Here is a 14982-nt window from a genome sequence, read left to right as displayed (position 1 = left end):
TAACTCTGCGAAGCGAACTTGAGATTGTTGTATCCAGTCACGCTCGACGCGAGTGGCGCGCCACGTAATTGCGCAGCACGCTATCCATGCGCGATTGCCAGCCCTCGCCAGTGGATTTGAAATACGCCAGAACCTCCGCGCTGTAGCGCACCGATACGAGTTGCTTCGGACTCTCGGATTTGGGCCGACCACGCAACGCGCGCAGCGGAACCATGGCCTGCAATTGCTTCGGTGTGAGCGGTAGCGCATCAGGATCAGCCTTTGCCGCAGTGGTGATGGCTCGATCTTCTTTCACGCTAGGCAGCGTGATGGCAGGTCGTTTAGACAGTTTGGACATAATGTTTCACCTCACGTCGATTGGCTCGGCGCAGACTGATAATTCGTCGCAGCTCACCACGCTCCACAAAGGCTACGTAGTAGAGGATTGCAGTCTTGGGCGCGAGCGCGATCATGCGCAACTCGCCGTACTCGAAGCGATCATCGATCCACACCAGCGCCGCTTGCCAATCGAGTTCGTTCGCCAGGGCCAGCGAGACGCCATGCTTGGCTGTATTGCTTGCATCCTTGACCGGATCGAACTCGATTTTCATTTATTACTGTAGCTACACAAATGCGCTCAAGTCAAATGCAGCGAACGATCAGACCGACACATACTCCACCACTTCAAGCCCAAACCCAGCCAAACCGAGGAATCGCTTCGGTGTGCCGAGCACGCGCAACTTGTGCACGCCGAGGTCGGCGAGGATCTGCGCGCCAAGGCCGTTATTGCGCCATTCGGCGGGCGTAGCCGACGTTGCGGTTTCGGATTTTGCGGCGTCGCTTTTCTGCAAACGTGCGAGCAGGCTTTCGCCTTGTTGCGCGGCGGCGAGCACGACCACCACGCCGCGTTCGGCTTCGGCGATATGCCGCAGCGCGCCGGTGATGGTCACGCCGAGATCGTCGCGTTTGAGATGCAATACATCGGACAAGGTGTTCTGCAGATGCACGCGCGTCAGCACAGGCGCCCCGTCGGCAACGTCGCCGCGCACGAGGGCGAAATGCAGCGCATGCGTGAGCACATCACGATATCCCACAAGACGAAATTCGCCGAATTCGGTATCGACGGTTTCATCAAAAACACGCGCGACGGTTTTTTCGGTGTCGAGGCGATAGCGGATCAGGTCGGCGATCGTGCCGATCTTGAGGCCGTGCAATTTCGCAAATTCCTCGAGCTCGGGACGGCGCGCCATGCTGCCATCTTCGTTGAGAATTTCAACCAGCACGCCAGCCGGTTCAAGGCCCGCAAGACACGCCAGATCGGTTGCGGCTTCGGTATGTCCGGCGCGCATCAATACGCCGCCCGGTTGCGACGCCAGCGGAAAGATGTGGCCGGGCTGGGCAAGGTGTTCGGGCTTCGCGTCCGGGCGCACGGCGGTACGAATCGTGTGCGCGCGATCATAGGCCGAGATGCCGGTGGTGACACCTTCGGCGGCCTCGATGGTTACAGTGAAATTGGTGCCGAAACCGGAGCGGTTGTCGCTAACCATCAGCGGCAGATGCAATTGTTCGCAGCGCTGTTTGGTCAGCGGCAAACAGATCAGGCCGCGGCCGTAACGCGCCATGAAGTTGATGTCCTCGGGCCGCACCATTGATGCCGCCATGACCAGATCGCCTTCGTTCTCGCGATCTTCGTCGTCGAGAATCACGACCATGCGCCCGGCGCGAATATCGTCGAGAATTTCAGGGATGCTGTTGAAGGACATAGTGCTGATCCGATGATTTTTGTGGTCGGAATTCGACGCTGGGAAAAGTTGAAAGTCTTGCTTCGCCATCCAGAACTTCCGTCATCCTGGCACGTCACCCCAGCGCAGGCTGGGATCCAGCCCTCCAACAATCTGCCGACAAGAACTGGATTCCAGCCTGCGCTGGAATGACGGCTTATTTTTTCAATGACGCTAGTTTTTTTCAGCGATGCGCCATCAAGCAAATCCGTGTTGCCGCAAAAACTCCGCATCGACAATACTGGTTTGATCCGGCAAATCGGCGGGCATGCTGTGCAAACGCTCGACATAACGTGCGATCAAATCGACTTCGAGATTCACTGCTGAGCCGACGCGCAAGGCATGGCACGTGGTCTGCTCCTGCGTGTGCGGAATCAAATTCACGCCGAAGCGATTGGCCAGCACATCGTTGACCGTGAGGCTGACACCTTCGATGCAGATCGAGCCTTTGGCGGCGATGTAACGCGCGAGTTGCTGCGGCGCTTCAAACGTCCAGCGCTGCGAGCGACCATCGGCATGCACAGCGACAACTTTGCCGACGCCATCGACGTGCCCGGACACGAGATGACCGCCGAGCCGATCCGCCAGACGCAAGGCTTTTTCGAGATTCACCGCGGCGCCCGAAGTCAGCGCGCCGAGCGTGGTGCAGGCCAGCGTTTCGTTCGAGACATCGGCGGCGAAAGTTGCGGCATCGAGCGCGACCACGGTCAGGCAAACGCCCGATACCGCGATGCTGTCGCCGAGGCGCACATCGGAAAAATCAAGCGCAGCAGCCTGAATGCTGAGGCGCAGGTCGCCGCCGCGCGGCTCGATGCGCGTGATGCGCCCCAAGGTTTGGATGATGCCGGTGAACATACGGTAGATTCTAGGAATTGGGTCGGAGCAGCAGGCGTATATCGGGGCCGAACTGGCGTTGTTCAAGCGTGCGCCAGGTGCTGCGATCACTTATCGCGTGCAATTCCGGCAAAACCAGCAGCGGTCGCGCGCTATCGCCGAGCAGGCAGGGCGCAATATACAGCAACAGTTCGTCGACCAGATTGGCGGCGATCAACGCACCGCACAGGGTTGGGCCGGCTTCGACATGCAGCTCGTTGATTTCGCGCGCGGCGAGATCTTGCAGCATCGCGGTTAAACAGAGCCGGCCATCGTGCGTGCGATTGATTTGTTGATATTCAATGTTTGCTCGACCCGCTTTAGCTGACGTCGATAATTGTGCCGGCGTCGCATCGTGATAGACCAAGGTTGGTACGCTAGCGTCGAACAAATGTATCGCCGTCGTTACCCGCAAATCGGTGTCGAGCAGCACGCGCAGCGGCGCTTGAAACGGCGTCGTATCGGGCAAGCGTACGGTCAGGCGCGGATTGTCGGCGAGCGCCGTGCCGCTGCCAGTGAGGATCGCCGAAGACCGCGCGCGCCAGCGCTGCACGTCGGTGCGCGCGGCTTCGCCAGTGATCCATTGCGACTGGCCGTTCGCGAGCGCGGTGCGGCCATCGAGACTCATTGCGAGCTTGACCCGCAGCCATGGCCGCTGGCGCTGGATGCGCGAGAAAAATCCGCGATTGAGCTCGTACGCTTGCTCGCGCAGCAAACCGATGTCGACCGTGATTCCGGCATCGCGCAGACGTGCGATGCCACGCCCGGCGACCTCTGCAAACGGATCCTCGATCGCGACCACCACACGTGCCACGCCCGCCGCGATCAGCGCATCCGCACACGGCGGCGTGCGGCCGTGATGCGCGCAGGGTTCGAGTGTGACGTACGCGATCGCGCCATACGCGCGACCACCCGCCTCGCGCAACGCCAACACTTCAGCATGTGCCTCGCCAGCGCGCTGATGCCAGCCGCTGCCGACGATTTCATCGCCATGCGCAAGCACGCAACCGACGCGCGGATTCGGCGCTGTTGTATACAGACCGCGCTCAGCCAGGCGCAACGCGTGCGCCATGTGTTGATGATCGATGGCGCTGAACACGGTTATGTGGCTGCTGAAACGACGCGCAGTTTAGTGCCCGGCGAAACGTCCGCCGCAGCCCTTGTCGACCCACAAACCGTCGCGATCAATTCCCCAATTTTCGTCTTCGACACAACGCGTGCCGGACAATTGCTCAATCAAACGCGCGCGGCGCCAACTGACGTCACAACGCGTGAAGGCGTAACCGCTGCTGCGGCATTCGACGACTTCTTCGCGCGAACGATCATTGCGATCGCCGCGGTCACCGCGGTCGTCGTGCCGGTCACGATCGGAATGACGATCGTCGCGATCGTTTCTGGAATCCTGGCCGCGACTATCCGCGAACACACCCGCGCAGCCTTCGGATACCCAGATCGCTCCGTTATCGCGGTTGTATCCCCAATTTTGATTGACCACACATTCGGTGTCGGAGAGCTGTTGCACCAACTGCGGATGGCGGAACGGCGCTTCGCACTCGTTGTACTTGTAGCCGCTGGATCGGCATTCGACGCTGTCGTCGTCATGTCGCGCGTGCGCGGGCACCGCCATACTCAATGTGGCAACCATGAAAACTGCAACTAATGCACGCAAAAACATAATCTTCCCCTCAAGATTTACGAAGTTTAATTTCCCCGAACGAATAGTGTCGTTTGCCCAGCAAAGCGTCAACCGCAACGATGCCCGGCTTGCGAAGTCCGTTCGACCTGCGCGACTTTTTTGTCGCCATGTCCAGCACATCCGCAGGAAAGTTTCTCCAGCGCCAAACATGCTGCGATCTTGTCGTCAGCCGTCTGAACGCTTGCCGACAAAAATCGCCGACGCGGGTTTTCCGCGGTTCGGATGCAGCGGTTCGTTCAGCTCGACCAGTTCGAGACCGTGCGCGACAAACAACTCCACCCACGATGCCAGCGTGCGGAAATACCACGGCGCCGGATCGCTGAAATCGCTGCCGAATCCGGCCCACGATCCTGCACGCCAACCGTCGACATACGGCGATTCACCACACGCTTGCAGCGGATGAATGGTCTGCACGACAAACACACCGCGCGGCTTCAACAGTGCGCGCATAGCGGCAAACAATCGTGCCACCGAATCTTCGCCGAGCAGCGAAAAGTTCGCCACGATCAAATCGAAGCGCTCGTGCAGTTTTCCGGCAGCGAGGTCTTCATACGACATCACCTCGAATCGTCCGCCAGCGCCACGCGCTTGTTCGATCAACGCTGGCACGGCATCGACACCGAGCACGTGTTTGCCACGCGCAGTCATTTCGCGCGCGAGCCAGCCTTCGCCGCAGCCGAGGTCGAGTACGGAAGTGCCCTCGTGCCTCAGTACGGTATCGATGATCGCCTGATTGGTAATAAGCGTGCGGCTTTCGATCTGCCCGGCGCGGATGGCCTCGCCCCACGCGGTGGCGTTGGTGTTCCACGAATCGACGATTTTCTCGTCGCTAAACGGCGCGCCGGACATGCGCCGAATCAGGCTTTGCGCGTGATGTTTTGCACGTTGCCGAGCAAGGGCAATTGCAGGCCTTCGATCTCGGGCAGATCGCGTTCGAGTTTTTCGATTTCCTCGCGGAACGCCTGTACATCCTCGAAGCGCCGATACACCGAAGCGAAACGCACGTAAGCGACTTGATCGAGACGTTTGAGCTCGTCCATCACCCACTCGCCGACGCGGCGCGACGGAACTTCACGTTCGTTCACGCCGCGCAACTGGCGCACGACTTCGCGCAGCACGTTATCGACCGCATCGCTGCTGACCGGGCGCTTTTGCAACGCACGTTCAAGGCCAATGCGCAGCTTGCGTTCATCGAATGCTTCGCGTCGGCCATCGCTTTTCACCAGCGCCGGCAATTTTATTTCCGCAGTTTCAAAGGTGTTGAATCGCTCGCTACACTGCTCGCACTCGCGACGGCGGCGAATCGTCGCGCCGTCTTCCGAAACGCGCGAATCTATCACGCGCGTGTCTTCGTGCTGGCAGAAGGGACAATGCATTTAGCGCAGCGCTTTTATCCGTACACCGGAAACTTGCGGCATTGCGCCGTGACGTTCTCGCGCACCTTGGCGATGACGGCATTATCCGCGGTCGCATCGAGCACGTCGCAAATCCAGTTCGTGAGTTCGATGCAATCGGCTTCGAGATAACCACGCGTGGTCACCGCCGGTGTGCCGATGCGCAAACCGGAGGTAATGAATGGCGAGCGCGGATCGTTCGGCACGGCGTTTTTGTTGACCGTGATATGCGCCTTGCCGAGCGCGGCTTCGGCATCCTTGCCGGTGATGTCGCGACCGATCATGTCGATCAGCATCAGATGATTTTCGGTGCCGCCGGACACGATCTTGTAGCCGCGTTCGATAAAGGTTTTTGCCATCGCCTTGGCATTCTTCACGACTTGCTGCTGGTAGGTTTTGAACTCGGGTTCGAGTGCTTCCTTGAACGCCACGGCCTTGGCCGCGATGACGTGCATGAGCGGGCCGCCCTGGATGCCAGGGAAGACGATCGACTGCAATTTTTTCTCTAGTTCTTCACTCGCGTTGGCGACGATGAAACCACCGCGCGGGCCGCGCAAGGTCTTGTGTGTGGTCGAGGCGACAATGTGCGCGTGCGGCACCGGATTCGGATACACACTGGCGGCGACCAGACCGGCGACATGCGCCATGTCGACGAACAGATACGCACCCACCTTGTCGGCAATCGCGCGCAGACGCGCCCAGTCCATGAGCTGCGAATACGCGCTGAAACCACCGATCACCATCTTCGGTTTGTGTTCGATCGCGAGCCTTTCGACTTCGTCGTAATCGACCAGCCCGTGCTCGTTGACACCGTATTGCACGGCGTTAAACAGCTTGCCGGAAATATTGACCTTGGCGCCATGCGTGAGATGACCGCCGTGCGCAAGCGACATGCCGAGGATCGTATCGCCGGGCTGCAACAGCGCCAGATACACGGCCTGATTTGCCTGCGAACCGGAATGTGGCTGCACATTCGCGTAAGTCGCGCCGAACAATTGCTTGAGCCGCGCGATCGCGAGTTTTTCGGCGACATCGACGTATTCGCAACCGCCGTAATAACGCTTGCCCGGATAACCTTCAGCGTATTTGTTGGTCAGCACGCTGCCTTGCGCTTCCATCACGCGCGGACTGGCGTAGTTTTCCGAGGCGATCAGTTCGACATGATCTTCCTGGCGCTGGCGTTCGTCGGTTATGGAGCGCGCGAGTTCATCATCGTAACCGGCGATCTTGCAATCCTTGGGAAACATCCGTGGCCTCGTGAGTTGTGCGGGTAGCCCGAAAGTGTAGCGGCGGGGGCGCGATGCCGCCAGCGGACAGCTTTGATAATTTTAACTGACAATATTTGACATCTGTCATTCCAACTATTATTGTTCGTCGCACCTTCCTGCCGTCAACACGGAGCACATCATGCAAATGCGTCAACTCGGTAAAACAGGCCCCTCGGTTTCTGCGCTGGGATTAGGCTGCATGGGCATGTCCGACATGTACGGCGGCGCAGATCGCGGCGAAAGCATCGCCACCGTGCATGCGGCACTGGATGCCGGCATCACCCTGCTCGATACCGGCGATTTCTACGGCATGGGCGACAACGAAATGTTGCTGCGCGAGGCGTTGCATGGCAGGCCGCGCGACAGTTATCAGCTCAGCGTCAAATTCGGCGCGCAGCGCGGCCCCGATGGTCAGTGGCACGGGTACGACACGCGTCCCAGCGCGGTCAAAACCGCACTCGCCTACAGCCTCAAACGCCTCGGCGCGGATTACATCGATATCTACCGACCCGCGCGGCTTGATCCCGCCGTGCCTATCGAAGAAACCGTCGGCGCCATCGCGGACATGGTCAAGGCCGGTTATGTGCGTCATCTCGGCTTGTCGGAAGTGGGCGCGGAAACCATTCGTCGCGCACATGCCGTTTTGCCGGTGAGTGATCTGCAGATCGAATATTCACTGATCTCGCGCGGCATCGAAGCCAGCATCCTGCCGACCTGTCGCGAACTCGGCATCGGCGTGACGGCCTACGGCGTGTTATCGCGCGGTTTGATCAGCGGGCACTGGTCGAAGGATCGCGCGACCACATCGCGCGATTTTCGCCAGCACAACCCGCGCTTCCAAGGCGGGAATCTCGATCACAATCTCGAGCTGGTCGAGCTGCTGCGTGTCATCGCGGAAGAGCGCGGCGTGAGCGTCGCCCAGCTCGCCATTGCTTGGGCGTTGGCACGTGGTGAAGACATCGTGCCGCTGATCGGCGCGCGCACGCGCGCACGTCTGACCGAGGCATTCGGCGCACTCGATCTGCACCTGGACGCACAGGATTTGGCCGGGATAGAACAGAGTGTACCCGCCGATGCCGCAGCCGGTGATCGCTACAACGCGCAGGGCATGAAGATGCTGGATAGCGAGCGCGCCGCAGGCTAATTCGATTGGCGCGAGCGAGCGATTGCACGATAAGAAATAACTCTTACCGCGCATGCCGACAGCCGCGAAAACCGTTGTCCCGTGCAATCACAAATGAGGAAACATCATGTACGCAATCATGGGTGTAACCGGCCAGGTTGGCCACGCCACGGCGACGCATTTATTGCGCGGCGGTCACGCCGTTCGCGCCATCGTTCGCGAGCACGCCAAAGGCGAGACATGGCTTGAAAAAGGTGCTGAAGTCGTCGTCGCTGACTGGTCGGATGCCGAAGCCTTGCGCGCAGCATTCGAGAATGTCGAGGGTGTGTTTGTGATGCTTCCAGCCAACTTTGCGCCGGCGCCGGGCTTGTCCGAAGCTCGTGCATTGCTGCATGTATTAAGCACTGCGTTGAGCGCTGCAAAGCCGCCAAAATTGGTGGCTTTGTCCTCAGTCGGTGCGCAGCATTCGCACGGGCTGGGCCTCATCACCCAACTCAATCTGCTTGAGCAGGCTCTGGATGAATTGCCGATACCGCGCGCCTTCGTGCGTGCCGCATGGTTCATGGAAAACCTGACATGGGACATCGCATCGGCGATGAATGTCGGTGAGTTCAGCAGCTATCTGCAACCGATCGACCGCGCGATTCCGATGGTGGCAACGGACGATATCGGACGTGTGATTGCGCAAACGCTGAGCGAGACCTGGAGCGGGCGCCGCGTGATCGAAATCGAAGGCCCGCAAAGTTACGCACCGCTGGATATGGCGGGCGCACTCGGTTCGGCCTGTGGTCGCGTTATAAAGACCATCGCAGTGCCGCCGCAAACCTGGGCCGCCCGGTTCGCCGCCGAAGGCACGCCGCCGGAACGCAGCGCACCACGCATCGAAATGCTGGAAGGTTTCAACAGCGGCTGGATCGACTTCGAGCGCACAAACACGGAACATGTGCGATCAGACACGTCGTTGCAGACTGTCGTCGATAGTCTCGTGGCCCGCTGGAAACAAACGTGACCGAATCCGTACTCACCGTCGAACGCATCCTCGTTGCCGCCGAAGACGTGCTGCGCCGTTACGGCCCGAGCAAGGCGACTGTGGTGGACGTGGCGCAGGCGCTCGGCGTAAGCCACGGCAGTGTATATCGGCATTTCGCCAGCAAGGCGGCGTTGCGCGATGCGGTGTTGCGCGGCTGGCTCGAACGCGTTTCCGCGCCGTTGCAGGCGATAGCCGCCAATCGAAAAACCACGCCGGAACACCGCCTGCGTGCATGGCTCAGCGCGCTGCGCTCGGTGAAGCGTGAAAAGCTGCTGGGCGATCCCGAGCTGTTCGCCACTTACAACGCACTGGCTAACGATGCACGCGAAGTAGTCGGCGAACATATTTCGCAGCTGCTGGCGCAGATCGAGCTCATCTTGGCCGCTGGTGTGGCCGACAAAAGTTTCCGCGAAGTCGATGTGACGAGTACGGCGCTGGCGATATTCAATGCCACGTCGCGCTTTCACAACCCGGCGATGTCGTACAAGTGGGCGGGGGCCGGCGAAGACGCCGCGTTTGCGACCTTGCTGGATTTGCTGCTGCACGGCCTGACCACGGCGCGCAATCGATAACGTGATAAAACCTTGCGGCTTCGGCTAAATCCGTCGCCGCGCGGCGCTTGCAGCCGCTATAATGCCGACCATCTGCGACAAATTGAAAACCGGAGCGTCAGTTCTGACGTACCGATTGCCGCGCACGCCCCGGAGGCACCATGCAATACATCTACACCATGATCGGCGTGAGCAAAACTGTTCCGCCGAAACGCGAAATCATCAAGGATATTTCGCTGAGCTTTTTCCCCGGCGCGAAGATCGGCCTGCTCGGCCTGAACGGCTCGGGCAAATCCACCGTGCTGCGCATCATGGCCGGCGTCGATACCGAGTTCAACGGCGAAGCACGGCCGCAGCCGGGCACCAAAATCGGTTACCTCGCGCAGGAGCCGCTGGTCGATTCCGACAAGACCGTGCGCGAGATCGTCGAGGAAGGCGTGGCCGAGGTGATGCAGGCACAGGTCGATCTCGAAAAAGTCTATGCCGCGTATTCGGATGAAAATGCCGATTTCGACAAGCTCGCTGCCGAACAGGCGCGGCTGGAAAATCTCATCAATGCCGCCGATGGTCATAACCTCGATCGCACTTTGGAGATTGCCGCCGATGCGCTGCGCCTGCCGCCGTGGGATGCCAAGGTCGGCAATTTGTCCGGCGGCGAAAAGCGCCGCGTCGCGTTGTGTCGCCTGCTGTTGTCGAAGCCCGACATGCTGCTGCTCGACGAACCGACCAACCATCTTGATGCTGAATCGGTGGCGTGGCTTGAACACTTCCTGCAGAGTTACCCGGGCACCGTGGTCGCGGTCACGCATGATCGCTATTTCCTCGACAACGCGGCCGAGTGGATTCTCGAACTCGATCGCGGTCGCGGCATTCCGTGGAAGGGCAATTACACGTCGTGGCTGGAGCAGAAAGGCGATCGCCTGAAGCAGGAAGAATCGGGCGAATCGGCACGCCAGAAAGCGCTCAAGCACGAACTCGAATGGGTGCGCTCAAACGCCAAGGGCGGCCGCTCGAAAAACCGCGCACGTCTCGCGCGTTTCGAGGAACTGAACTCGCAGGATTACCAGAAGCGCAACGAAACCAACGAAATCTATATCCCGCCCGGCGAGCGTCTCGGCGACAACGTGATCGAGTTCAAGAACGTCACCAAGTCGTTCGGCGATCGTGTATTGATCGACGATCTCAGTTTCAAGATTCCACCGGGCGCGATCATCGGCATCATCGGCCCGAACGGCGCCGGTAAATCAACCCTGTTCCGCATGATGATCGGCAGCGAGAAACCGGATTCCGGCGAGATCACGATGGGCCAGAGCGTCAAGCTCGCCTACGTCGACCAGTCACGCGATGCGCTCAATGCCGAGAACACCGTGTGGAAGGAAATTTCCGGCGGCGCCGAAATCATCACGATCGGCAAATACGAAACCCAGTCGCGCGCCTACATCGGCCGCTTCAACTTCAAAGGCGCGGACCAGCAGAAGATCGTCGGCCAACTTTCCGGCGGTGAACGCGGGCGTTTGCATCTGGCCAAGACTTTGATGAGCGGCGGCAACGTTTTGCTGCTCGATGAACCGTCGAACGATCTCGACGTGGAAACCCTGCGCGCGCTCGAAGATGCGATGCTCGAATTCCCGGGTTGCGCCGTGGTCATCTCGCATGATCGCTGGTTCATGGATCGCATCGCCACGCACATTCTGGCGTTCGAGGGCGATTCGCACGTTGAATTTTTCCCGGGCAACTACAGCGAATACGAAGCCGACAAAAAGCGCCGCCTCGGCAACGATGCCGATCAACCGCACCGCATCAAATATCGCAAATTGGTCTGATCACAGCGAACCGCGAAATCATGATTGAGTGGCGCGCATGTGCGGCGCCGCTCAATCGTCGCTGTTCGGATCCATTCCCGGAAACAATACTTCGGTAAATCCGAAGCGCGAAAAATCGGTGATGCGCATCGGATAAAGTGTGCCGATCAGATGATCGCATTCGTGCTGCACCACGCGCGCATGAAAATCTTCGGCGAGTCGATCAATCGACGCGCCGAATTGATCGAAGCCTGAATAACGAATCTGCGCGTGGCGACTGACCACGCCGCGCAATCCCGGCACCGACAGACAGCCTTCCCAGCCTTCTAGCATGAGTTCGGACAGCGGCGAGATCTGCGGATTCAGCAGCACCGTTTGCGGCACCGGCGGCGCGTCGGGATAACGCTCGTTATGCTCGAACCCAAATACCACAACCTGCAGATCGACGCCGATCTGCGGCGCGGCCAAACCCACGCCGTTGGCTGCGCGCATGGTGTCGAACATGTCCTGCAACAGCTCGTGCAGTTCCGGCGTATCGAACCGTGTCACCGGCTTGGCGATCCGCAATAAACGCGGATCGCCCATCTTGAGAATTTCCCGAATCACCGTGTTTTGCTCCGCAGGTTTGTATGCGCCGACGCTACGCCGCAGACGTTGAGAAATCCACTCAAGCGGCGCGCCGTTGTCGCCGCATCGAGAAGATCAGTCGCGGCCAGACGATCACAAAATGCGCCCAGATACCGAGCCAGACGATCGCGCGCAATAACGGATTGCGTGCCGCCGGATCAAACTTGCGAAACCAGCGCCACATGCCGTGATGTTTGTGGCGTGCGACGAAAACCGGGCGATGGCGACTCGAACTGCCCTGGCGATGAATCACGCGCAGATCGCTGGCGAACAACACGCGATAACCGGCGTCGCGCACGCGGCGGCACAAGTCGATATCTTCGCAGTGCAGAAAATAACCGGGGTCGAATCCGCCGATTTTTTCGAAGACCTCGCGCGACACGAACATCAAGGCGCCGGATACCGCTTCGACATTTTCGACCGATGCATTTTTCGCTGCAGCAAGCGGCGGCATTTCGACGCCCTGCAAGGCGGGCCAGCGATTTTCCCAGCGCGACAATCCACTGAAACTCATGAGTGCGCGACGCAGCAGCGGATCGCGGCGGCGGATCGCGCGCGCCGGCCGGCCATCGGGTTCGCAAATGCAGACCCCGATCAGGCCGACATCGTTTTGCTGCGCCGATACATCGCGCAGTCGCGCGATGCTGTCTGCCTCGATAAAACAATCCGGATTGAGAAAAAGTACGGCATCGCCGCGAGCTTGGGACGCGGCAAGATTGCACGCCGGGCCGAAGCCGAGATTCTTTTCGTTGCGCAAAATTCGCAGACGGTCGTCAGCGGCGAATCGCTGCTGCAATCGCTCGATCGCGCCATCAGTGGAGGCGTTGTCGGCGACGATCAACTCGATCCGCGCGGAGCTCGCGAGCACACGCGCCACGCAGGCTTCAAGCGTCGCGCCGCTGTCGGCGGCAACGATGATGATACTGGTCAACGCGGGCACGGATGAAGCCGGGGAAATTTCATCGCCGGATCGACTGCGCGCGCGCTGATCACAATCCCGCGAGCAACTTGTCGCCTTGCTCGTGCGCGTGTTGCCACAACGCCGGCCACACAGCGTACGCATCGGCGAGCTGGCGCAATTCGCTACTCAGCGCATCGGCGCAATCGCGCTCGCTGCTTGCATCATCCCAGTCGGCCAGACGCGGCGCCGATTTCGTCGTCAGCGCCTTGCCATTCGCCTGGACGATGGCGCGCATGTCGGCTTCCCAATACACCGGCGCATCCTTCGCGCCTTCGAGTTGTTGCTGCAGACGTTCGATCAAATCGGCGCGCGCGAAACTCAGATATTCGCGCAGATGCGCGATCCTTTCGCGCTCGGTCGCACTGGCCAGATCGCGCAGAACTTCGGCCAACAAATGCATGCGTTGGCCCGGATCGCCGGCACGATGACTCGGCACCTGGCGCTGGATGAAATCGCATAGGAAATGATTGAAACGCGGCGTGTGCGCCTGCATGGTTTTGTCCGAGCGCGTGCGTTCCGATTCTTGCACATGGCCGATCGATAACGGCAATTCCATCACCACCGAATCGGGATGACAAAAGCTCGTGCCGACGCTGAACAGCCCGTCTTCGCCACGACCCAACGGGTTGGTACACGGCAACATCAGGCTGTTGTCGAACACGAACGGCGAGAAAAATACGGCGCTCGATACACGCGCTTGCGGCACGCCGTACCAGAGATTGCGCGACTCGACGTTGCGCAAATAGCTGTCGCGATCACGCCAGAAATCGGCGCGGCTTTCGGCATCGATTTGATACATCCACGCCCCCGATTCGGTGCGTGACGCGCCGTACGTGCCTTGCAGCGTGCTGATAACGTGTGCTTCCGGCGAGAGCAGACTCAGCCGACTCAGATTCAAGCCACGCAGCGCTTGGCGATCGAGGCGAAACGCTTCATTGGCGCTCAGCGCGCCGAGCGACTGGCCGCAGGCTTCGAGGTGCAAGGCGAACGGATCTTCGCTGACTTCTTCGCCCGCACCTTGCGCGCCGTCGAAGTTGCGGTAGAAGCGCGCGAAGGATTTGCCGTTTGGATCGGGATCGAGTCCGCTGCGTGCGCTTTCGAACCGCCGCAGTGGCAGGCGCTGATCTTCGTCGAACAAGGCCATACGCGCACCGGCCGACAACAACAGAGCGAGATTCCAGCCGCGACCGCCACCGAAACGCGGCTCGGCTCCGCGCTCGAACAAATGCGGCAGGATCGCGCGGCTTTGCGGCAACGCCTTCTGCAGACGTTCGGCTAGTTTGCGGCGCTCGCCCGCGCCGATATGGCTGACTTTGCAGCCCGTGCTGCGCGCGAATTCACGCAACAGATCGCGCTGGCGATTGATGTTTTTTTCGTCGACCGAATCGTCGAGTAAAACGTAGTGCCGGCCCGCACGAAAACGCCGTTCGTAATCGGTCAAGGAAATCAGCAAACGCTCAAGCTGCGCCGGTCGATCGCAGGCGCGAATGAAGATCGCCCGCAACGGCGCTTGCACGCGTGGTGCGACGTTGGCGAGCTCGGTGATGAAATCTTTTTCCGCGACCATCAGGCCACGCTTGATCAGGCTTTCGAGCACGCGCTGCATGCCTTCGCGCTGATTGCCGAGATTCGGAATCGTGGTGAGAATACGCGCGATATGTTCGTCCAGCGTGCGGAACTCGCGGCACTGATCCATCGCCTGCAAAACCTGGAAGGTCATGACGTGCGGCTCGCCATCGCGCTTGGCCATGAACACACATTCGCTGGACGACAGCGAGGCGACAAAACCATCGACCGAGGCATACAGCGGCGCATTCGGATCAGGCCGCACCGCAGCGGTTGCGCCGACCGGAACCGCACCATAGTTGATTTGATAATCCACGTTCTTTTCCATGAA

16 protein-coding genes are annotated in these 14982 nt (G+C 59.9%); 4 read left to right on the top strand and 12 right to left on the bottom strand.

From position 1 onward, the window contains the following. Positions 1-37 precede the first annotated feature (37 nt). From ELE36_RS03600 to glyA, 9 genes are all read right to left on the bottom strand, one after another. Positions 38-337 (bottom strand): BrnA antitoxin family protein, encoded by a 300-nt coding sequence (locus ELE36_RS03600; protein WP_129831793.1) that lies wholly within the window; start codon positions 335-337, stop codon positions 38-40. After that, entirely contained in the window at positions 321-590 is a 270-nt protein-coding gene (locus ELE36_RS03595) for a BrnT family toxin (RefSeq protein WP_129831792.1), read from the bottom strand. The genes ELE36_RS03600 and ELE36_RS03595 overlap by 17 nt, the downstream gene beginning before the upstream one ends. 48 nt (positions 591-638) lie before the next feature. Further along, positions 639-1742, bottom strand: a complete 1104-nt coding sequence (gene ribBA / locus ELE36_RS03590) for a bifunctional 3,4-dihydroxy-2-butanone-4-phosphate synthase/GTP cyclohydrolase II (RefSeq protein ID WP_129831791.1) — start codon at positions 1740-1742, stop codon at positions 639-641. Between the two features lie 216 nt (positions 1743-1958). Then, a complete protein-coding gene (locus ELE36_RS03585) occupies positions 1959-2615 on the bottom strand; it encodes a riboflavin synthase (RefSeq protein WP_129831790.1) in 657 nt (218 codons plus the stop codon). A 10-nt stretch (positions 2616-2625) separates the two neighbouring features. Then, positions 2626-3705, bottom strand: a complete 1080-nt coding sequence (gene ribD / locus ELE36_RS03580; protein WP_129836583.1) for a bifunctional diaminohydroxyphosphoribosylaminopyrimidine deaminase/5-amino-6-(5-phosphoribosylamino)uracil reductase RibD — start codon at positions 3703-3705, stop codon at positions 2626-2628. 57 nt (positions 3706-3762) lie between these two features. Then, positions 3763-4260: a DUF3011 domain-containing protein gene (locus ELE36_RS21130; RefSeq protein ID WP_425480903.1), complete on the bottom strand. Its 498-nt coding sequence runs from the start codon at positions 4258-4260 to the stop codon at positions 3763-3765. Between the two features lie 234 nt (positions 4261-4494). Beyond that, positions 4495-5178, bottom strand: a complete 684-nt coding sequence (locus ELE36_RS03570; protein WP_129831788.1) for a class I SAM-dependent DNA methyltransferase — start codon at positions 5176-5178, stop codon at positions 4495-4497. Between the two features lie 8 nt (positions 5179-5186). Then, on the bottom strand, positions 5187-5705 hold the full coding sequence (nrdR, locus tag ELE36_RS03565) for a transcriptional regulator NrdR (protein WP_129831787.1): 519 nt from the start codon (positions 5703-5705) through the stop codon (positions 5187-5189). 14 nt (positions 5706-5719) lie between these two features. Next, positions 5720-6970, bottom strand: coding sequence for a serine hydroxymethyltransferase (gene glyA / locus ELE36_RS03560; RefSeq protein ID WP_129831786.1), 1251 nt, complete (start codon positions 6968-6970; stop codon positions 5720-5722). A 160-nt stretch (positions 6971-7130) separates the two neighbouring features. Here glyA and ELE36_RS03555 point away from each other — a divergent pair, with 160 nt between their 5' ends. The 4 genes from ELE36_RS03555 (at position 7131) to ettA (ending at position 11518) form a co-directional block, all read left to right on the top strand. After that, positions 7131-8135, top strand: coding sequence for an aldo/keto reductase (locus tag ELE36_RS03555; protein ID WP_129831785.1), 1005 nt, complete (start codon positions 7131-7133; stop codon positions 8133-8135). A gap of 106 nt (positions 8136-8241) precedes the next feature. Next, complete coding sequence (locus ELE36_RS03550; protein WP_129831784.1) at positions 8242-9123, top strand: NmrA family NAD(P)-binding protein; 882 nt, start codon at positions 8242-8244, stop codon at positions 9121-9123. Beyond that, positions 9120-9716 carry a TetR/AcrR family transcriptional regulator gene (locus ELE36_RS03545; RefSeq protein ID WP_129831783.1) on the top strand — a complete coding sequence of 199 codons (597 nt, stop codon included), beginning with the start codon at positions 9120-9122 and terminating at the stop codon, positions 9714-9716. The genes ELE36_RS03550 and ELE36_RS03545 overlap by 4 nt, the downstream gene beginning before the upstream one ends. Before the next feature lie 140 nt (positions 9717-9856). Beyond that, a complete protein-coding gene (ettA, locus tag ELE36_RS03540) occupies positions 9857-11518 on the top strand; it encodes an energy-dependent translational throttle protein EttA (protein WP_129831782.1) in 1662 nt (553 codons plus the stop codon). Between the two features lie 51 nt (positions 11519-11569). Here the strand turns inward: ettA and def are convergent, their stop codons facing one another. The 3 genes from def to ELE36_RS03525 all read right to left on the bottom strand — a co-directional run bounded on the left by def (position 11570) and on the right by ELE36_RS03525 (position 14967). Next, a complete protein-coding gene (def, locus tag ELE36_RS03535) occupies positions 11570-12103 on the bottom strand; it encodes a peptide deformylase (protein ID WP_129831781.1) in 534 nt (177 codons plus the stop codon). Between the two features lie 61 nt (positions 12104-12164). Next, complete coding sequence (locus ELE36_RS03530) at positions 12165-13064, bottom strand: glycosyltransferase family 2 protein (protein WP_242512347.1); 900 nt, start codon at positions 13062-13064, stop codon at positions 12165-12167. 49 nt (positions 13065-13113) lie between these two features. Next, a complete protein-coding gene (locus ELE36_RS03525; RefSeq protein WP_129831779.1) occupies positions 13114-14967 on the bottom strand; it encodes a hypothetical protein in 1854 nt (617 codons plus the stop codon). Between the last annotated feature and the right edge of the window lie 15 nt (positions 14968-14982).

It is taken from the genome of Pseudolysobacter antarcticus (assembly GCF_004168365.1).
Classification (GTDB): domain Bacteria; phylum Pseudomonadota; class Gammaproteobacteria; order Xanthomonadales; family Rhodanobacteraceae; genus Pseudolysobacter; species Pseudolysobacter antarcticus.
This window is presented reverse-complemented; position numbering and strand designations above follow the sequence as displayed.

Excerpts from the sequence above, each read along its gene's own strand:
- ELE36_RS03600 (WP_129831793.1), bottom strand. The coding sequence starts at position 337 with ATGTCCAAACTGTCTAAACGACCTGCCATCACGCTGCCTAGCGTGAAA.
- ELE36_RS03595 (WP_129831792.1), bottom strand. The coding sequence starts at position 590 with ATGAAAATCGAGTTCGATCCGGTCAAGGATGCAAGCAATACAGCCAAG.
- ribBA (WP_129831791.1), bottom strand. The coding sequence starts at position 1,742 with ATGTCCTTCAACAGCATCCCTGAAATTCTCGACGATATTCGCGCCGGG.
- ELE36_RS03585 (WP_129831790.1), bottom strand. The coding sequence starts at position 2,615 with ATGTTCACCGGCATCATCCAAACCTTGGGGCGCATCACGCGCATCGAG.
- ribD (WP_129836583.1), bottom strand. The coding sequence starts at position 3,705 with ATGGCGCACGCGTTGCGCCTGGCTGAGCGCGGTCTGTATACAACAGCG.
- ELE36_RS21130 (WP_425480903.1), bottom strand. The coding sequence starts at position 4,260 with ATGGCGGTGCCCGCGCACGCGCGACATGACGACGACAGCGTCGAATGC.
- ELE36_RS03570 (WP_129831788.1), bottom strand. The coding sequence starts at position 5,178 with ATGTCCGGCGCGCCGTTTAGCGACGAGAAAATCGTCGATTCGTGGAAC.
- nrdR (WP_129831787.1), bottom strand. The coding sequence starts at position 5,705 with ATGCATTGTCCCTTCTGCCAGCACGAAGACACGCGCGTGATAGATTCG.
- glyA (WP_129831786.1), bottom strand. The coding sequence starts at position 6,970 with ATGTTTCCCAAGGATTGCAAGATCGCCGGTTACGATGATGAACTCGCG.
- ELE36_RS03555 (WP_129831785.1), top strand. The coding sequence starts at position 7,131 with ATGCAAATGCGTCAACTCGGTAAAACAGGCCCCTCGGTTTCTGCGCTG.
- ELE36_RS03550 (WP_129831784.1), top strand. The coding sequence starts at position 8,242 with ATGTACGCAATCATGGGTGTAACCGGCCAGGTTGGCCACGCCACGGCG.
- ettA (WP_129831782.1), top strand. The coding sequence starts at position 9,857 with ATGCAATACATCTACACCATGATCGGCGTGAGCAAAACTGTTCCGCCG.